Below are 19172 nucleotides of genomic sequence, written 5' to 3' on the forward strand. Positions count from 1 at the left end.
AGTCCTCTCCCCGACCGCAGCCGGCGGCTGCGGTCGGGGAGAGGACGTCAAAAAGCCTCCCGGCTACCGTCGGACCGAACGTCGCAGCCCACGACGACCCGTCGCAGGGTCTCCCTGCGCGGATCCGTCATTCGGCGGCCCCAGCTCGACGACCACCGCAGCTCCGCCCGACAGCGAGTCGGCGAGGGTGAGCGTGCCCCCGGAGGCTGCGGCCACACGGCGGGCGATGTCCAGACCGAGTCCGGTCGAGTGCGGGCCGGTACCGATGCCGCGGCCCGGGGCCTGAGTGGCGGGGAAGCCGGGGCCGGCGTCCGCCACCGTCAGCACGCCGCCGCCGGAGGAGGACGGCGTCAGCGTCACGGTGAACGGAGTGCCGTCCGAGGTGTGGGTGAAGACGTTGTCCAGCAGGGTGTCCAGGCAGACCGTCAGGTCGTCGGCGGTCGCGGCCACCGGCAGGGCCCGGGACGGGACGTCGACGCGCATCAGCCGGTCCTGATCCTCGGCCAGCGCGGCCCAGAAGGCGGCGCGGTCGCGGACCACCGACGCAGCGTCGCAGTATGCTGATCCATTGTCGGCACCGGTACGGCGGGCGGCGCGGATGACGTCGGTGACGACGCGCTCCAGATCATCCAGGTCGCGGCCGATCCGGTGCGCGTCCGCCGGGTCGGCCAACGACTCGGCGTCGATGCGCAGCGCGGTGAGCGGCGTGCGCAGCCGATGGGACAGGTCGGCGACCGACTCGCGCTCCCGGTGCAGCAGTTCGGTGATGCGCCAGGCCAGCCGGTCCAGAGCGCGGCCCACGCGCCGGACCTCGCGGGGACCGTCGGCGGCAGCACGCACTTGGAGATCGCCGGATGCCATCGCGTCGGCCGCGGCGACCAGCGCCGACAGCGGGCGGGTGATCGACTTGGCCAGCAAAGCCGCCACCGCCGCGCTGACCGCGAGCAGTCCGACCGCGACGGCGCCCAGCATGAGCCAGGAGCGCGTCACACCCCGCTGCAGGTCCGCGTTGGAGACGAAAACCCGGACCACCGCGGTCCCTCCCGGCAATCCGGCGACCGCGACAAGGATTTCGCGACCACCCGGCGCCTGGGCGGTCAGGGAACGGCCGGTCGCTGCCAGACGGACTGCCGGGTCGCGGGGCGCGGAGCGGCCGACCACGGTGCCATCGGGCAGGAACACCGTCATCGGCCGGCTGCTCCCGTCGACGACCAGCGGCAGCTTCTGCTCATCGAGGGTCGCCACCAGTGAGGCCACGGCCTGGGCTTGGGTGGCGGCCTCGTCGGAGGCATGCTCGGCGGCGACCGAGCGCAGCAACAGCGCCAGCGGAATGAGGAAGGCCACCAGCAGCAGCGACCCGGTGGCCAAAGCGAGCAGGAGCAGCCGGCTCCTCATAGCGGCGGCGCCAAACGCACACCCACTCCACGCACGGTGTAGAGGTAACGAGGCTGCGACGCCGTCTCGCCGAGTTTGCGGCGCAACCAGGACAGGTGAACGTCCACCGTCTTGTCCGCACCGCCATAAGGCTGGCGCCAGACATGGGTCAGCAGATCCCGCTTGGTCACCACCTCGCCGGTACGCGCGGCGAGGTGGTGCAGCAGGTCGAACTCACGCGGAGACAGGTCCAGCACCGCTCCGTCGAGCCACGCTTGGCGCCCCCGCGGATCCAGCCGCAGCCCGCCGACCTCCACCATCGCCGAGCCCGCCGCGGCTTCGGCGACGACGCGGCGCAGCACGGCCCGGATCCTGGCGTCGAGATGCCCGGGACTGAACGGTTTGACCACATAGTCGTCGGCCCCGGCGTCCAGCACACGGATGATCTGCTGCTCATCGTCCTGCGCGGTCGCGACGACCACCGGGACGGGGCACACGGCGCGCATCATCCGTAACGCTTCATAGCCATCGATGTCCGGCAGACCCAGGTCCAGGATCACGAGATCAGGGCGGGCCTCCACCACGGCGCGCAGCGCCTCCGCAGCAGTACCGACGCTGCCCACCGCGTGCCCCCGCTCGCCGAGAGCACGGATGAGAGAGCGGCGTATCGTGGGGTCGTCTTCGACCAGGAGCAGCTGGGCCACCGCGCAAACCTACCCCGCGCCGCACAGGGCGCGGGAGTGCGCGGAGGTTTCCTGGACCTGCCATTACCTTCGCGTTAGCCCTGCCTTAAGGAAGACCGCCAGACAATGCCGAGTGTGCGAGCGAAGGTCAGCGTCGGGGTGGGCGCCTGGATCGTGGGGGCGACGACCGCCACCGGTTTGTCCCTGTTCGCGGTGTCCTATCTCGGCGACGCTCCCCACAATCCGCAAGGCGACACGCTGAGCGTCAGCGAGGTGAATCGCGCGCTGGCCTCAGCGACGGCGACCCCGGACGGCAGCAGCGCCGACTCCGCTCCACCCGGCCCGGCCGGCACGTCGCCGGTCCGGCCGACCCCTTCCGACAGCGCGTCCGGCACCTCTTCCGGCACCCCTTCCGGCCTTCCCTCGACCGGCCCGGCCGCCTCGAACACGGCCCCGTCGTCGACGGCGGGTTCCCATCCCTGGCTCGCCCCGACCGGTTCGACCGGTTCGACCGCCGCGCACACCGTCGAGCGCCGATTGTCCGTCGACGGCGGTTCGGTCCTGGCACAGTGTCAGGGTTCGGCGGCTTACCTGGTGTCCTGGAGCCCCGCACAGGGCTACCTGGCCGATGGGGTGCAACGCGGCCCCGCACGGTTCGCGACGGTCGTATTCGTCGGTGCCGCCAACCGGATGGAAGTCCGCGTCGCGTGTCCGGCCGGCACCCCGGCTCTAGTCGGCGACGACGACGGCGGTTTCGACCACTGAGCCGGCCGACGTGCCGCGCTACCGCCGCCGCGGCCGGTCCCCGTCCTCGACCAGCAAGGCGAGGGTCGGGCAGGCCGCGGCTGCGCGGCGGGCATGGGCGACCAGTTCGGGCGGCACAGGCTGCTCGGACAGGATCGGGTACCCCCAGGGGTCCAGATCGATCATCTCCGGCAGCAACTCCGCGCACATGCCGTGGGCACGACAGCCGATCGGGTTGACGCGCATGACGTGGCTCACCTACGGACCTCCTCGCGTTCGGAACGGGCCGGCAGCGGCAGGACGGGCCGACGACGCAAACCGATACACGGCCCGAACCGGTCGTGTTCGAGCGCGTCGTCGGCGAACGCGTCGAGGGCGCTGCGGGCAAGCGCAGCCACTCCGTCGGGATGCCGGCACGCGCCGCGCCGGTCCACGAGCTCGATCTGTCGTCGGACTTGCTGGATCGCGCGCGCCCGGCCACCGGTGAACGCCAACTCGGACAGAACCTCGGCCAGCGCCGGCAGACCGAAGACACAGGGCCCGCACTGGCCCGCGGTCTCCTCCGACATGTAGCGGACCACGCGCGCCGTCTCGCCGAGTACGCACGCTGATTCCGGCAGCGCGACAAGGATCCCGGCGCCCAGAAACGCTCCGGCCCGGCGCATGTCCGAGTGCGTCAGCGGCACGTTCCAGGCGACCTCGGCTGCCATCCAGGTCCCGAAATAGCCGCCGCACAACACGGCTTTGACAGGTTCGGCCGGTCCCCCGGCCACCATCATCGCGTTGCCGACGGACAGGCCCATCGGCACCTCGTAGACGCCGGGCCGGTTCACCGCCCCGCCGACGGTCACCAGCATGCTGCCGGGGGCGCGCGGGGCTCCGACGGCACGGAACCAGTTGTCGCCGCGGCGCACGATCAGGGCCAGGTGCGCCAGGGTCTCCACGTTGTGCACCAGGGTCGGGCGCCCGCCGACCCCGCGCTCGTGCGGTCGCGGCCCGAAGGTCGGCACGGCCGGGCCGCCGTCCAGGAAGCGGACGAGTGAGGATTGTTCGCTGGCGACGTAGCGACGCGGAAGTTCCGCCACCTCGATCGCGACCCGGTCGATCCCGGCAGCCCGGCGGGCGGCGACACATTCGCGCAGCCAGTCGGCATACTCGGGGTCGCCTCGGTGGATGCACACGAACGCACGGTCCGCGCCGACGGCGTGCGCGGCCAGCGAAATCCCGTCCAGCACCAGATGCGGCAGCCGGGTGAGCAACAACCGGTCCTTGCTGCTGGCGGGTTCGCCCTCCATACCGTTGGCCACCACGACCGCCGGCCCGCGCCCGGCCTCGACGACCGAGCGCAGCTTTCGGCCGACCGGGAAACCGGCGCCGCCGCGGCCGGTCAGGCCGGAACGCTCCACGGTCTCGATGAGGTCGGCCGGGCGCAGGCGCAACGGAGGTGGGCCGTGTTTGCGCAGGTGCGCCTCCAGGTCCGCCGACGAGTCCGACCAAGCGCCGTCCAACAGGCGCGGGAGGCCGGATGCCGGGAGCGTCCGCCGCACTTCAAGGCTGGTCATCGGGTCGTCCTCTCTACGGCTCTACGGCTCTACGGCTCTACGGCTCTACGGCTCTACGGCTCTACGGCTCTACGGCTCTACGGCTCTACGGCGCCAACGTGTCGGCGGGGTCCGGACGCGCGGCGATGACGAGCCGCCAGAGCACGGTCGTGCCGATCGCCGCCACGCAGCCGTATCCGATCCAGCGTCCCCACGCGACTCCCGGGTCCGTGCCGGTCCCCCACGCGTGCAGCACCGCGACCGGCCAGCACGCGTAGGAGAGCCAGTGCAAGACCTTCCAGGTGCGGTAGCCGATCCGTTCGCGCATCAGCGATGTCAGTACCAGGACCACGAGTACGTCGGAGGCGATCGTCCCCAAGCCGAGCCACTCGGTGCGGTACTGGGACAGGAACGGCACGAACGCGTCGAGCAGTGAGATCGAGGTGTAGCTGTCGATCACGGTGGTCGCCACGTGTAAGGCCAGGAATATCAGAACCATGAGAGATACGTTGCGGTGCAGTCCGACGACCACGAAGCGCGGCAGCCGGCGGGTCGAGCGCCGCGACCGGGTGACCACGCCGAGGAAGACGGACAGGGTCAGCATCAGCAGCGTGACGATGCCAGTGGCACGGGTCACGTACCAAAGGCCAGGGCCGTTCAGCGACAAGTTCACCGTGCCGTCTCCTCTTCTGGCCAGCCTCCGAGCAGCGTGATCGTGCCGTCAATGCCGACCATCCGCACGGGGCAGCCGGTCTCGGACAGCCACGGCACCAGATCGGCGCCGCGCACGATCGCGGCAGTCGTGAGGGTGTTGGCCGCGACGCAGGTGGCAGCGAGCGCCGACACGGTCTGCCAGTGGATCGACGCCGCGTCGCCGGTCTCGGGGTCGATGATGTGGTGCACAGTGCGGGAACCGTGCTGCCAGGTACGTACCGTGGTCCCGGAAGTGGCGAGGCCGCCGTCGTACACCGCGATGGTCTGACCCGGATCCTCGGGCCCGATCGCCTCGCCGTCCGCAACGCGCACCGACCAACCTCCCTCCGGCGCCGGACCCGCGATCGAGATGTCACCGGAGAGGTTGACCAACGCACCACAGCCGAGTTCGGCGGCGATCAGCCTCGCGGCCCGGTCCGCCGCATGCGCCTTCGCTGTCGCACCGAAGTCGAGGACGACCCCGTCCGGGACCCGGACGCTACCGCGCTCGGCGTCCACTTCGACGGCGCGCCACCCCGCGACCGGACGAAACGCGGCCGGAGCCGGGTCAAGCTCGACGGCGGACAACAAGGACGCGGTGACGGAAGCAGCCGCTGACGGATCCGGCGCGCGGTGGCGGCCGGAGCCGGGAACGCGCCGTGCATCGCGCTCACGCACCAGCGAATAGTCACAGTCGTAGCCCAACGCCACCAGCGCCGAGCCACACGTCGGGTCGACGGCGCCGCCAGTGTTCACGGCCGCTGCCAGCGCCACGTCCAGGAACTCCAGGAACAGCGAACTCACCACGACCGGCGCGCCGCCGCCGGCGTTGACCGCCGACAGTTCCGAGTCGCCCCGAAACCGGGAGCACGCCGCACCGACCGCCGCCAATTCCGCGGCCAGCAACCGCTCACCACCGTCGATCGCGGCGGCCTCGGTGAGCAGGAGCTCGGCCGTACCGCCCCAGATCGGAAAAGCGGCCTTGCCGATCGGCCGGGCGCCGACCCAGACGGTCGAGACGGTCGAGACGGTCATGTGTGCTTGGAAGTGTGCGACGAGGTGACCGGCGGCGCACTGGTCGTCTGCGGCTGAGTAGCCGGCGGCTGCACCGGCGCGCTGGTCGGCTGCGGGGCCGGAACCGACGCGGAGCGCGATGTCGGGGCCGCGCTGGAACGCAGCACACCGGGAGCCGTCACCGTCGAGCGGGAAGAGGACCTGACGGAAGAGGACGGAGCCCCCGGCTTCGTCGTACCGACGCCAGGACCCGAAGCCGAAGCCGACCCCGACGGCGCAGGCTTCCCAGCGACCACACCAGACGAGCTGACCGGCACACCTGGCGAGGTACCAGAGGATGACGCACCCTGCGGCATCCCGGACGAGCCAGCGTCCGAGGTCGAGGAATCCACCGAATGCGCCGTCCGCGAGATGACGGTGGTGAGCACGAACGTGGTGGCCATCGCCACCTGCGCAGAGCGCCAGGTCAAGGTGGACAGCCGTTTAAGTTGTGAATCCCGGAGCGCTTCACGGTGGCCAGAGCTACTCATGACCGCAAGTACACCGGCCCGAATGCTAAGACTCCGCTAAGGACGGTTCAAGGATGTCGTCCGAAGAGATCCCTACCGTCACACACCGTCATTGCACCGACAGCGCACCACCGCGAAGCAGCGCCCGACGGGGCACCCATCGGGCGCGTTCATTCAAATCTTCCGATCATCACACGTGCCCCCGGAGGGGAACGCAGCAGACCAGCTCGCAGCTGAACAAGATCGAATGCGCAGATTTGATGATCCCTGAGAAACCCACCCGGTGGGAAGATGCCAGCCGCTGCTGCCAAATCATCCCTGGGGGATCACTGATGAATCGATCCAGTCGTGTAACGACGATCGCCTTGTCCGCACTCGTCGGGGCGGCTGGCCTCGGTACGGTAACGTCAGCGACCGCCGTGACCGCACCCGTGTCCGGGCCGATGCACGGCCAGTTGGCGTTCCAGACGACGTCGGCGAACGGCCTGCCGTATTCGCTGGCGACCATGGACGACACGGGCACCGGCTACGCCCCGATCAAGCTGTCCGGAGTGGTCCCGGTCGACCCGCGTTCGCCCATGTTCTCGCACGACGGCAAGCAGGTCGCGTTCATCGGCACGAACTCCGCCACCAACGACCTGGCCGTGTACGTGGCGAACGCCGACGGCAGCGACAGCCACATCGTGGTCGCGAAATCACCCGACCAGTGGCACGGCATCAGCTCGGTGGTGTGGTCTGCCGATAACAGCACCCTGTATCTGGGCCTCCTGCAGGACGCCAACAACGAGCAGATCCAACTGTGGCAGATCGGGGTGGACGGTACCGGCCAGCAACCGGAGCCGGTTCCCGGCCTGACACCGAACTTCGAGCAAGTCCAGCCCGAGGTCCTGGCCGACGGCCGGCTTGCTTATAGCGAGGGCAGCAGTAACGACGCCGTCATCTTCGACCCGAAGACCAAGACCAGCACCACCCTGCCCACGAAGCTGACCGGGTTCCTGCCGTTCACGCTCTCCCCGGACGGGAGGCGGATCGCGGTGATCGAGCCGAAGAACGGCATGCAGGCGATCGACGTCTACAACATCGACGGCACAGGGCTGCAGACCATCACCACCTACCAGTCGGTCCCTGAGGTCCCCGCGTGGTCGCCGGACAGCGCCGAACTTCTGTATCCGCAGAACGGCGGGTACTACGTCCACAACATGACCGGGACGGGACCGGACACCGCTATCAGCATCCCGGCCGGAGTCAGGGCCGGCGAGTTCTCGTGGATCGCACTCCAACCGACACCCACGCCCCCTCCTACCCCAACCCCAACCCCGACCCCGACTCCCACCCCCACGCCGACCCCCCGCCAGCCCACCGTCCACCGCATCGGCGGCGACACCCGCTACGACACCAGCAAGCTGGTTTCAAGCGCGCAGTGGCAGGCGGGCCAGGCGAACGCCGTGGTACTGGCGCGCGGCGACGCGGCTCCGGACGCGCTGGCGGGCGTTCCCTTCGCCGCGCACGTCCACGGACCGTTGCTGCTAACGAACCCGGCAGCGCTCGACACCGCGACGCGCGGCGAGATCGACCGGGTGCTCGGTGGTCCGCTGACCCACAAGAAGATCTACATTCTCGGCGGCAAGAACGCCGTGTCGCCGACGATCGAAAGCGAACTGCGCAGCGCCGGCTACACCGTCATCCGCTACGGCGGCGACAGCCGATACAACACCGCGCTCCAGATCGCCGGCGCGTTCGGGCCCACGAGCCATGTCATCGTCGCTACCGGCCACAATTTCCCGGACGCACTATCAGCCGGCCCGCTGGGCGCAGCCGAGAACGCCCCGATTGTGCTATCGGACGACGCCACCCTCGACGCGGCCACCGCCGCGTTCATATCCCAGCACTCGGGGATCGACCCGGTCGGCGGGCAGGCGCAGAAGGCCGTCGCGACACTGAACACCACCGGCAAGACCGTCAACATGACGTTGGCCGGTGCCGACCGCTACCTCACCAGCGCCGACGTGGCCACCCGAATCGCGCAGGTCCTCGGACACGCCCCGGCCACAGTCGGCGTCGCGTCCGGAACCACATTCCCGGACGCGCTCACCGGCGACGCCTTCATCGCCAACGCCGGCGGAGCACTGCTGCTCACCAACCCAGCATCGCTGTCGACCCCGACCCAGGCCGTGCTCAACGGGTGGCGGGCGCAGCTGACCGCTGTCGAGATCTTCGGCGGGACGTCCGCAGTGGGCAGCTCGCCGCTCGCCTCGGTAGTCAGCGCCGTCGACGGACACGTCCTCCGACCAAGCCAATGAAGACGGACGAGATCTCAGTCTGACGCCGCAGGGGCGTCGGCTACCCGAAAGCCCGGCGCCGCCGCAAGGGCCGCCCCGCGACTGCCTCGCGGGGCAGCTTCAGCCCAGAGCATGTAACCGATATCGGACACGTCAGCCAGCTAAATCACGGCGGCTGAGTCTCGGAACGAGGGCTACGAAGATGCAACAGCGCCCGGCAGTCGAAGCCGCCGGGCGCCTTTATCCGAATCTTGGTCAGTAAGCCCGCTTCGAAGCCAGGTCCGAGATGCTCTTCTCGACGGCTGCCGGGATTGCCTTCGTGCCGCCGAACAATGTCACGCCCTGCAGCAAGTGCGCATCCCCGGTCAGGAGCGAGACCAGGCCCGGTGGGAGGCCAGCCGGGTCGGTCAGAATCAGAGGCTGGCCGAGCGTGGCCATGAAGGCGCCGCCGGACAGTGCGTCCGGGTAGTCGGCGCCGGTCGCGATCCCGAATCGGATGGTGCGCCCCGCGAGGTCGATGACCCGCTGGGCCACCTGTGCGGATGTCGCATAGCGATCTGCGCCCTCTAGCGCTTCGTGTGCGGGGATGTCGTGGTTCTGCCCCCAGGCTGAGACCAGGGCCCCGTCCGCCTGGTGACCGACCGACGTGAGCTGCGTCGCCGTCCGGAGATATGCGTGCGTCGTGGGGTCGAGGTGTGCGTCGTCGGAGAGCAGGACGGCTGCGCCCTCAAGGGTGGCCAGTGGGCCTGCCGACAGCGCGTCGGCGAAGTCGCGGCCGGTGGCGACCACCACCTTGGCGGGATGGTCGAGCCCGCGGTCCGCGATCTGGACCGCGGTGGCGTACCGGTCGGTGCCGCCATAACGAACGACGTGGAACCCGCGGTGCGTCAGAGCGTTCGCGACGGCGGGGCTGACCGCGCTGGTCCCGCCGAGGATGTACACGGTCTTGCCCGAGCTGGCGCCGAGGACCCGATTGATCTCGTTCTCGGTCGCGGACGTCAGCACGGACGGGTCGGTGAGCAGCAGCGGCCCGTGAACGTGCGCGGCCAGCGGGACGCCGGCCAGCGCGTCCGGGAAGGCGTCGCCGCGCGCGAGGACGACGGCCTGTGCCGAGCCTCCTGCCCACTGGGCCTGCGACGTGGCGACGGCGGTGGCGAACCGGTCCGTACCGGCGATCCGGGTGACCCCGGCGGCATCGCCGACGGTCACCTTTGTCGAGACCGAGGTACCGTCGCCGTCGCCCGATGGGTTCACACCCTGTCCCGCGGTGAGGGTGACGGTGTAGGTTCCGGGGCCCGGGAACGTGTGGCGGATGACCGGGTTTCCCTGCTGCGCCACCTCGGGCGTGCCGTCCCCGAAGTCGAAGTGGTACCACTCTGGCTTGTTGAAAGAGCACATTGAGGAGGTGCCGGCCTTGGTCCCGCTGCCGTCGATCGTCACGGTGAGCGGCAGGACGCTTGGCACCGACGTCACCGTCGGGTCGGGGCCGCAGCCCTGCGGCATGACCTCGTAGCCCCATACCCCGCTGGGCGCGGAGAGTCCGTCCTGGTCCGTCACCGTGACGTGCACACCCTCGTACGGGGCACTGCCGTCCGTGGGACGCGGGAAGGTGCGGGTGAGCACAGGGCCCGGTTGGGTGACGACCGTACCGTCGCTGAACGTGAAGGTGTAGGAGGCGATCGGGGTGAAGCCCCAGTCGGAACCGGACGCGTCCGCCTGCACCGTGGTCGAGGTGGCGGTGTTCCCGTGACGGGTGACGCCCAGGGTCAGGGCGGCCACCGGAAGACCCTGGAACTCGACAGCCCCGCGGTCGTCGTAGCCCCGCAGTCCGGCACCCGAGTTCCCAACGGCCGGGTCGTCCACCCGCGGAGCGCCGTTGACGTCGGTGGCCTGTTCGCCGGGGACGCCGGAGTCAGCAGAGTCGATCGCCGGAGAGGTCCGCCGCGGCACGTACGTGTTCAGATCGAGCTGCGGATTCGCGAAGATCTCCGCCGCGCCCAGCCCGGTGCCCGCCTGGAACGCCGCAGGGCTCGGATACGCCTTGCCGGCCCAGTTGTAAGGGGCGGTCGGATATGGCGCCGGGTTGATGAGGTTGTGGTGGACGGCGGTCTGGGCGGTCGATCCGCTGGAGACCGAGAGTGCGGTTCCCGAACTTCCAAACTGGCCGACCACGATGTCGTTCGCGATCGTCGTCCCTGGGGAGGCCCCGGAGATGTCGATGGCCGCGGTGCCGTCATCGCCGTAGACGGTGTCGCTGACCACCGTGTTGCCGGGCGCATCCGTAGCCACGACGTGACCGACGATCGATGTCGTCAGGACGTTCCCGTGCGCACCCTTCGCGAAGGCCGCCGAGTACACCCGGCTGGCGACGACCGCATCGCCGGTGGCGCTGGCTCCACTGATCGTGAGGCCCTGGGAGTCGATGTGCGACAGCGTCACACCGCTGGAGTCCGTGACGATGACACCTTGGTCCACGGAGTCCGCCTGAGCCACGTCGATGCCGTCGACGACGATGTCGTGCACGCCCTCGATCCGGATCGAAGGTTCCGAGTACCGGACGACGGCCCGCCCCTGGTGCGCCGCCCGCAGCGTGATCGGCATACCCGGTGTCCCCGAGTTCGGGAAGGCAACGCCTTCCGCGTAAGTCCCGTCGTTCACGACCACGGTCTGGCCCGGCCGCGCCACCGCGACGGCATCGGCTATGTGGCAGTACGGAACCGCGGAGGTCCCGCTTCCCACCGCGTCGGAGCACGCCGCGTCCGTGTTGTCGACGAGCAGCGTGTTTGTGTCCGCATTCGCGATGCCTGGGATCAGCCCGCCTACCGAGGCTAGGCTCGTGACAGCGGCGATGGCGAGAGAGCGAGCGCGCATTGGCGATCTCCTACTAAGGAAGCTGACAAAAAACGCGCTCATGGCGCGCCTCACCGAATCAACAAGCGGACTGCTGTGGTTCTCCTACACGCGCAACGGCGTCGCGCCGGACTCCGCAACGCCGACCCGCAGGGCCGCGCCAAGCTCGGCCTGCTCACCCCGGCGCCGGAGCAGGACGTCCTCGCGGTGCAGAACTTCGACGCCGACGGCCCGCCGACGCAGCCCGTCGACTACCGCGTCGCGGCCGAGGCGAAGCCAGCTGTCGGTCGACTCCTGGAAGTCCTTCGACATGACCGCGCCCGGCGCGGCATTGACCGGCGTCAACGGCGAGGCCGCCGGACGCCCGCCGCAGAACGTCGCGACCGCCTGCGCCTGTGCCTGTTCGGCCATTCCCACCGACGCCGCCGCGATGGCCGGCGCGGAGCCAGCGAAGGTCGTGCCGCAGGCCGATGTGGATTCCCGTGAGCGCGACACGACGTCCCCCTGAATAGCTGGAAGGCCGTGACACACGGCGCGGACATGGTACCGGCTGACCTGGCGTGCTTGACAGTCCCTCAGTGGTAGCCGCCGCAGAAGCAGGCCGGCTCGGGTTCATCGCCAGCTGCCTCGCGTCGCCCCGACGACGAAGTGCTGTGGAAGTCGCCGTACACCCACGCGTTCGTACCGCCGCTCTGGCCTGACGATGAGCGACCCAGGCGGATCCGTACACGTCAGGATCCGCCGAAAGTGCCAGCTGATCAGAAGGCTGCTCGCCTGTGGATCGCCAAGGCATCGCAGCCGTCGCAGGATCTCGAACGGGGACGCACCGCGCGCCGAGCCTTGGACACCTTGAAGGTCAACCGGAACGACTCGACGCGCCTGAGAGGTTCAGGCGCCGACGGGAAGTCCTCACCAATCTGATTGGCCACGCCATTACTGCCCAAGCTGAACGAGAAGCCCTCCCCAGGCGGGCTCCTCTCAACCAGGACCTCGCGTGCAGCCCAGACCAGCTCCAGCAAGTGCTGACCACCGTCACCTACATCGGCAGCTACCAGCGTGCCCGCGGTCGGCACCTGAAGGTGATGTTCGCGCTCAACTACTACGGCGGACTTCACCCCGAGGAGGCCCTGGCGCTGCGCGCGTATCGTCCCGGCCCCTCCGACCTGGTTCGCATCATCCTTGTCCAGCGCGGCGACGGACAGGTTCGGGATGAAGGAATGGCCATCCGACGCGCTGCCGCATGGCTGTTGGGTCAACCACAGCTCAACCACAGCCGTGGTCATAGCGTGACCCAGGCTGACATGAGGTGACCCACCGCCGCGGACATAGAAGAGGCCCTTCACCGAGGTGAGGGGCCTTGAGCAGCCGGTTGAACGTATGTGCCCCCATTAGCTGATGCAGGCGGTCGGCGCCGCACAGATCAAAGGCAGCGCCACCAACCACGAGCAAGGCTCAGTACCTGTGGATCGACTCGGTGAGGGCCTACCCTCCCGAGTGATCGTTTCGAAGGTCACTGAGTAGGCCGACGCGCCAACGTCGGCTCGGAGGGCACGCCCATTCTTACGTTAGTCAACGCCGACGGCTCGACGGAGTCCGGCTCCCTGATCGATGAGATCGTGCGTGAGGGAGCCCGGCGGATGGCGGCCGCCGCGCTGGAGGCCGAGGTCAACGCCTACCTCGCCGAGCTGGCTGAGCAGCGTGACGAGCGCGGGCGGCGTTTCGTGTTGCGCAACGGCTACCACGCCGAACGGACCGTCGCGACGGCCGCGGGTCCGGTAGCGGTGAAGGCGCCTCGGGTGAACGACAAGCGGGTCGACCCGGCCACCGGTGAGCGCAAACGGTTCTCCTCGGCAATCCTGCCGCCGTGGGCGCGTAAGAGCCCGAAGGTGGCCGATGTGTTGCCGCTGTTGTATCTGTACGAGTTGTCGACCGGGGACTTCGTGCCGGCTCTCGAGAAGTTCCTCGGCTCGACCGCCGGCCTGTCGGCAGCGGCGGTGTCTCGGCTGACCGCGACCTGGACCGAGGACCATCAGGCGTTCCAGCGCCGAGATCTGTTCGGGCTGGACTTCGTCTACGTCTGGGCCGACGGGGTGCATCTGATGGTCCGGCTGGACGAGGCCAAAGCGTGCGTGCCGGTCCTGGTCGGGGTCAGGGCTGACGACAGCAAGGAGCTGATAGCCCTGGACTCTGGCTACCGGGAGCCCGGCGAGTCATGGGCGAGTTTGCTGCGTGGCTGCGCCCTGCGCGGGATGCGCGCCCCGCACCTGGCCGTCGGCGACGGCACGCTGGGGTTCTGGAAGACGCTGCGGGAGGTCTTCCCTGAATCACGGGAACAGCGCTGCTGGGTGCACAAAACTGCGAACGTGTTGGATGCTCTACCGAAGTCCACCCACCCAGCGGCCAAGGCGGCTATCGCCGAGATCTACAACGCCGAGGATAAGGAACGCGCCCAGGCGGCGGTCAAAGCGTTCGCGCAGTCTCACCTGGTCGAGCATTCGCAGATGCACTACTTGCTCGCCCCGGGGGTCCCTGAATCCCAAAGAAGCCGAGGCCGGCCGCGTGGAGCGGCCGGCCTCGGTTCATTTCATCCCTTCCGGAGAGTCAGGTGGTGCTGACGGCCAGCCCGTCGACGTAGCCGGTGGGAGCCACGCTGATCGGCGGCACGGCCGTGCCATAGGTGGCGATGAGGTCGTCCATGCTTTCGGCGAACTTGGTGTTGGTAGCAGCCTCGTATTTCCAGATCTGAACGCTGCCAGCCTTCTTGATCAGCGTGCCGTCCGCCGGGGTGGCGGTCAGACCGCTCCAGAAGTACGTCGGCACGATGATGGTCGGCGGTGTGGTTCCATAACCGGCGACCAGGTCGTTCCAATTGGTGAACTTCAGGTTGGCGCCGCCCGCGTACACCCCGATGTCCGGGGCTCCGGCGCTTTTGACGAGCGTGCCGGGCGTCGGCGTGGTGGGCAGGCTGTTGTACCAGGCGTCGGTAACGGTGATGATGGTCGGCGACGACCCGTAGCCCGCGACGAGATCGTTCCAGTCGGTATATACGACCCGGGCGTTGCCGGTGTAGACGGAGATCTCGGGGCTGTCGGAGCGCTTGATCAGAGCGCTGTGTCCCGGGTTGTTGCTGATCGTGAACGACACCGCGGGGAAGTCCTGGGTCCCTCCGTTCTGCATGGTCGCCCGGGGCGTGATCGTGTACGAGCCGTCGGCGAGGGTCGCTGTGGGCAGGCTGACGCCCGCGAACTGGCCACCGGTGCCGCTGGTCGCGGCGGTCTCGGCACCGCCGAACACCTCGGTGTAGCTGGGGCCCGACACGATGTAGCTCAGGTACTTGGCCACCCCGGTCTGACTGGTCGTAGCGCTGAGCGTAACCGCGCCGGAGACGGTCGACCCCGCGGTAACACCGCTGAGGGCGACGCTGTAGCCGGTGGGGATGCGGCTCTTGCCCGCGGTGTACAGCGAGGTGACCTCGCCGGCACCGATTGCATGGCTGTAGACGGCGACGTCGTCGATGGAGCCGTTGAGGAAGTCACTTCCGGTCCGGGCACCGACGGTCAGCGCCGTGCTCGAGTTGTTCCACGCCGTCGTCGTGCTACCGGTGCCGGCCAGGACGCCGTTGACGTACAACGCCAGGTTGCCGCTGGTCGGCCCGGTGGCGGTGTACACCGCAGCCAGGTGGGTCCAGGTGCCCGCGACCGCGGCGCCCGCCGGTGCGATCGCGCCGGGAAAGCTGGCCGGAGCCGTCGAGTCGTTGCTCGGCATCTCGAACGCCCAGGTGTTGATGTTGGGGTCGTATCCGAGCCACGCGCTGGGCGCGTTGACGCCGCTGCGCGCGGCCACCGCGTAGTGCTTGACCTCGTCCGTCAGGTTGACCCAGCCGGACATGGTGAAGGACTTGGTGGTGTCGATCACCGGACCGGCGGCCGTGAGGACACCGGTGGAGCCGTCGAAGCTGGCGGCGCCGCCGTCGTGGCTGCCGACCTCCCACACGCCGCCGGTTCCAGTGCCGTTGGCACTGTTGCCGGAAGCGTCGTACTCGCCAGTGATGTAGTGGCGTCCGGTGGTGTCGGTGCTGGCAGTGTTGACGTCCAGGCTGTTGTACCCGGCCGCCATGGGGCCGTTGCCGAGCATCCAGGACATGACCGGACCCGTGTTGCTGCCGGTCGAGGCCTGGTTCACAGCGGCGCCGAAGCCGCTTGAGGAACCGGGAAGCAGGACGACGGTGCCGGAGGCCGTTACGCCCCACAGGTCAGGTGTGGCGTTGCCGGTCACGCTGCCGGTGGAGGTCACCAGGGTGTAGGTGGACGAGGGCATCGGTGCGCCGATCTTGACCGCCGCGTGGTTGGTTTGGTCCTGTCCGCCGATCCCGTTGTTCCAGTCGATGGCGTTGGTAGCGCTGTTCTTCAGGCCTGACTGTTGCCAGACCTGGCCGGTGGAGTCCTGATACCACAGATAGGCCGTGCCGTCGGTCGCGTTGGTACCGGGGGCGAACAGGCTGGGGTTCTTCGCAGTGACGTTCGCCAGCAGGTTGTTCGCGGCGGTGTAGGCGCTGATCTGCACGGGCGTCGCGAAGCGGCTGTTGTTGATGTACTTGAACAGCCACAACTGGTTGACACCCGAACCGTCAGGGGTGACTGCCAGGAAGTCGGAGAAGTTGCCGAAGCCGTTGACGGTGCGTCCGTCGCCGTCGCCGATCGCGACGATCTGGAGCGCGGCGGAGAGATTCGCACCCTGATTCAGGATCTGCTTCGAGCCGGCCTTGCTGAAGTGGCCGGCGCCGTCGTTGAGATAGATCCACAGTGTGGTGCTGCCGGGCTTTTGCACCAGCAGGTCGTCGACGTACTTGCCGCTCATGGAGCCGCGGTGCGTGACGTGATAGTTCGCCCAGCTGTCACCGTTGGGGCTGTCGGTGGGCCGCAGGAGCACCGTGCCGCCAGCCAGGGTCCCGGCCTGGTCGGCGCCGACACCCAGGTTGGCCTGGTAGAGGACCAGGTCTCCGGAACCATCCGTGGTCACCAGGCCGGGAACACCGTCGCCGGTCAGGGCGCCGGGCGAGGGCTTCGCATTGGGAGCGTTGAGCGCGTAGAAGGAGTAGCTGGCGGCCGATGAGGTGTTACCGGCCCGGTCCACGGCTCTGACCTGCAGGGTGTGGGTGCCCCAGGACGGCGGGGTCCACGTCACGCCGGCGGCGCCGTTGGTCGCCATCGTCGTCTGCGGATCCGACGAGTTGCAGGTGTTCGTCGCTGCCGCCGTGGACAGCGTGCCGTCGAACACGTACTGGAAACACCACACGCCGGACGGATTGGTCCCGGGGTCGGCGGCGGACAGGTTGAAGGTGCCCGCCACGCCGGCTGCCGTGCGGGCCCAGCCGGAGTCGCTCGACGGGTACTGCGGCGAAACGACGGCCGTGGCGGTCGGCGGCGTGAAGTCCGTGGAGAAGTGGCACGGACCCTGGCCCGCGGACTCGATGTAGTGATCGTACGCGTCAGCCGACCAGCTGTAGGCGTGGCCGTCTGCCAGACCGCCGACCGACTCGGTGATGGTGTCGCCGTCGTTGAACGTCCCCAGGCTGGGGAGCTTGTTCCAGACGTAGCTGTTGGCGGTGTCGTCGTGTAGCCAGAAGTTCGCCCCCAGCTGCGAGGTGTTGGCGGTGGTCGAGGAGTGGACCTTCACACTCGCGTTCACCGAACCGCCGGTGGCCGCGCCGAGCCAGCCGCCGTCGACGTTGCCCGTCGAGGGGCAGCCGCCGTTGGTACCGGCGTTCATGGGCGCAGGGCTCGTGGCGAAGGTGTCCAGCCACGCCGGGCGGTCGTACTGGATGTTGAAGTAGACCGCCGTCTGGTCGATGCGGAAGAAGTTGTACGCATTGGACTCATCGCCGGCCAGCTCGACGGTCCAGGTGCCCCAAGAACGGTTCGCCACCTGCTGCATCGCGCTGGTGACGTTGAGATTGAACGCCTGGCCGGGGTAGTTGTTGTTGGCCGGGGTGGAGAAGCTGCCGGTCACCACCGGATTCGGGTAGTTGGGGTTTGCCTGGCTGTCGCGAACCGGGGGGCTGTTCCAGGTCTGGCCGTAGCTCAGCGGGCCGATGGAGTACAGCGACACCGGAGTGGTGTGAGCGTACTGATCGGACTCGAAGCGCGCTCCGGCCTGGAATGTGGCGTTCAGGATCGTCGCTCCGAAGATCGCGCTGGGGATGGCGATCTGCAGGTCGGTACGGTCCAGACCGCAGGGACACTGGTCGCCGGAGGCATACGAGCCGCCACCGGAAGCGCCGCCGTAGTAGTTGTCCTGGTACCCGATGCCCTCACCTGAGGGCTGGGCCCGGTCGAACGTGGCGGCGTTCGCGGGATCGGCCTGGGTGAGCTGGTTGAAGTGCTGAGCCGTGCTCGGGCTCTGGGCCCACTGGGGATCGATGTACACCGGGTAGACGATGTTCGGGCCGGTCAGGGTCGCCACGTCGGGCGTGAGATCGGCACCGGCAGCGGTCAGCGTCGAGGAGATCTTGGCGACGTGGGCGCCGGCGCCGGGCCCGGTCGCCGTCGAGGTCGAGGTCGACGGCGATGTGGGCGTCGACGGCGCGGGAACGGATCCGGATCCGGGCGCGGGCGCGACGGAGCGCGACGGAGCGGCGCTCGATGCTCCGGTAGCCGAGTCCCACATCCGGGCGTCGCCGCTGCTGAAGGCGAGCTTGCCGTCGGGGGTGGTCGCTGTGGTGTCACCGGCGGCGTCGGTGGACAGCGCGGCGCCGCTGAGCGTGCTGGCCACGTGGATGTGGCGCAGCGCGGGATTGGCCGCGGCGGTGGCGTCGCGGACGACCAGGGTGTCCTCCACGCCGCCCCAGCGGTCCACGGTGAGCAGCAGGTCGACACCGGGAAGGACGTTCTTGTAGGTCGCGGTCGAGCCGGACAGGCTCGGCGCGGGCAGCGCGGTCGGCCAGGTGAACGCCAAGCTGGCCTTGCCATTGGTGAGCGTCGCCAGAGCGCCGGTTCCCCCGCCGGAGATAGTCAGGTTGTTCAGGGTCGCCTTCGGCGCGACCGAGCCGTCGGCATTGACCTTCAGGGTCGGATCGATCGGAGCCCACGTACCGTTCTGCTTGACGCGCTGGGCGTCCACGTAGCGGCTCAGTGTCAGCGAACCGTCGGGGTTCGCGGTCGTGGTGGAGTACTCGTCGGTGAGCGCGTCCACGACGACACCGTGCCCGGACGCCTTGGCTTCGGCCTGGGCCCAGGTAGTCGGATCGCTCGGCGCGGGCGCCGGCGATGCTGCGGTCGCCGCGGCGGCAGGGGCGAGCGCGACCGTTCCCGCGATGAGGCCCACACCGAGCAGGGCCGCGAGGCCTGCGCGAAGCCCGCGCCGCGGGGGTTGAGACCCCCAAGAGGGTATCCGGCCCATGATTCACTCCACCCATTTACAAACAGCTTGACACTAGCGGCGCCGACCGTAGCAGTCGGCGGCGGCTTTTGCGCAGCCGAGAGGTGG

General features: G+C 69.0%; 13 protein-coding genes. 4 read left to right on the forward strand and 9 right to left on the reverse strand.

The window, feature by feature from the left end; translation table 11 throughout:
* Positions 1-63: 63 nt before the first annotated feature.
* Both ABH935_RS03205 and ABH935_RS03210 read right to left on the reverse strand, forming a co-directional pair.
* On the reverse strand, positions 64-1395 hold the full coding sequence (locus tag ABH935_RS03205; protein ID WP_370376249.1) for a sensor histidine kinase: 1332 nt from the start codon (positions 1393-1395) through the stop codon (positions 64-66).
* Positions 1392-2078 carry a response regulator transcription factor gene (locus ABH935_RS03210; protein ID WP_370376250.1) on the reverse strand — a complete coding sequence of 229 codons (687 nt, stop codon included), beginning with the start codon at positions 2076-2078 and terminating at the stop codon, positions 1392-1394. Before ABH935_RS03210 ends, ABH935_RS03205 begins: the two co-directional genes overlap by 4 nt.
* Before the next feature lie 114 nt (positions 2079-2192).
* Between ABH935_RS03210 and ABH935_RS03215 the strand changes: the two genes are divergently transcribed.
* Positions 2193-2822: a hypothetical protein gene (locus tag ABH935_RS03215; protein ID WP_370376251.1), complete on the forward strand. Its 630-nt coding sequence runs from the start codon at positions 2193-2195 to the stop codon at positions 2820-2822.
* A gap of 18 nt (positions 2823-2840) precedes the next feature.
* On the opposite strand, the gene ABH935_RS03220 is transcribed toward ABH935_RS03215, so the two are convergent.
* From ABH935_RS03220 to ABH935_RS03235, 4 genes are all read right to left on the reverse strand, one after another.
* A complete protein-coding gene (locus ABH935_RS03220; protein ID WP_370376252.1) occupies positions 2841-3059 on the reverse strand; it encodes a ferredoxin in 219 nt (72 codons plus the stop codon).
* Positions 3056-4363, reverse strand: coding sequence for an NADH-ubiquinone oxidoreductase-F iron-sulfur binding region domain-containing protein (locus ABH935_RS03225; protein ID WP_370376253.1), 1308 nt, complete (start codon positions 4361-4363; stop codon positions 3056-3058). Before ABH935_RS03225 ends, ABH935_RS03220 begins: the two co-directional genes overlap by 4 nt.
* Before the next feature lie 85 nt (positions 4364-4448).
* On the reverse strand, positions 4449-4979 hold the full coding sequence (locus tag ABH935_RS03230) for a ferric reductase-like transmembrane domain-containing protein (protein WP_370376254.1): 531 nt from the start codon (positions 4977-4979) through the stop codon (positions 4449-4451).
* 32 nt (positions 4980-5011) lie between these two features.
* Complete coding sequence (locus ABH935_RS03235; protein ID WP_370376255.1) at positions 5012-6070, reverse strand: FAD:protein FMN transferase; 1059 nt, start codon at positions 6068-6070, stop codon at positions 5012-5014.
* 907 nt (positions 6071-6977) lie between these two features.
* On the opposite strand from ABH935_RS03235, the gene ABH935_RS03240 reads away from it, so the two are divergent.
* The gene (locus ABH935_RS03240) at positions 6978-8858 is read left to right on the forward strand and encodes a cell wall-binding repeat-containing protein (RefSeq protein ID WP_370376256.1); all 1881 of its coding nucleotides are present in this window, start codon (positions 6978-6980) and stop codon (positions 8856-8858) included.
* Positions 8859-9092: 234 nt separating this feature from the next.
* Here the strand turns inward: ABH935_RS03240 and ABH935_RS03245 are convergent, their stop codons facing one another.
* Together ABH935_RS03245 and ABH935_RS03250 are read right to left on the reverse strand one after the other, a co-directional pair.
* The gene (locus ABH935_RS03245; protein ID WP_370376257.1) at positions 9093-11708 is read right to left on the reverse strand and encodes a cell wall-binding repeat-containing protein; all 2616 of its coding nucleotides are present in this window, start codon (positions 11706-11708) and stop codon (positions 9093-9095) included.
* Positions 11709-11792: 84 nt separating this feature from the next.
* A complete protein-coding gene (locus tag ABH935_RS03250; RefSeq protein ID WP_370376258.1) occupies positions 11793-12182 on the reverse strand; it encodes a hypothetical protein in 390 nt (129 codons plus the stop codon).
* A 524-nt stretch (positions 12183-12706) separates the two neighbouring features.
* Here ABH935_RS03250 and ABH935_RS03255 point away from each other — a divergent pair.
* A complete protein-coding gene (locus ABH935_RS03255; RefSeq protein WP_370376259.1) occupies positions 12707-12997 on the forward strand; it encodes a hypothetical protein in 291 nt (96 codons plus the stop codon).
* A gap of 246 nt (positions 12998-13243) precedes the next feature.
* On the forward strand, positions 13244-14302 hold the full coding sequence (locus ABH935_RS03260) for an IS256 family transposase (protein WP_370376558.1): 1059 nt from the start codon (positions 13244-13246) through the stop codon (positions 14300-14302).
* Here the strand turns inward: ABH935_RS03260 and ABH935_RS03265 are convergent.
* Positions 14289-19010, reverse strand: a complete 4722-nt coding sequence (locus ABH935_RS03265; RefSeq protein ID WP_370376260.1) for a LamG domain-containing protein — start codon at positions 19008-19010, stop codon at positions 14289-14291. The two genes, ABH935_RS03260 and ABH935_RS03265, sit on opposite strands and share 14 nt — an antisense overlap.
* Positions 19011-19172: the final 162 nt, after the last annotated feature.

It is taken from the genome of Catenulispora sp. GAS73, from assembly GCF_041262085.1.
Lineage (GTDB): Bacteria > Actinomycetota > Actinomycetes > Streptomycetales > Catenulisporaceae > Catenulispora.

Excerpts from the sequence above, each read along its gene's own strand:
- ABH935_RS03205 (WP_370376249.1), bottom strand. The coding sequence starts at position 1,395 with ATGAGGAGCCGGCTGCTCCTGCTCGCTTTGGCCACCGGGTCGCTGCTG.
- ABH935_RS03225 (WP_370376253.1), bottom strand. The coding sequence starts at position 4,363 with ATGACCAGCCTTGAAGTGCGGCGGACGCTCCCGGCATCCGGCCTCCCG.
- ABH935_RS03235 (WP_370376255.1), bottom strand. The coding sequence starts at position 6,070 with ATGACCGTCTCGACCGTCTCGACCGTCTGGGTCGGCGCCCGGCCGATC.
- ABH935_RS03245 (WP_370376257.1), bottom strand. The coding sequence starts at position 11,708 with ATGCGCGCTCGCTCTCTCGCCATCGCCGCTGTCACGAGCCTAGCCTCG.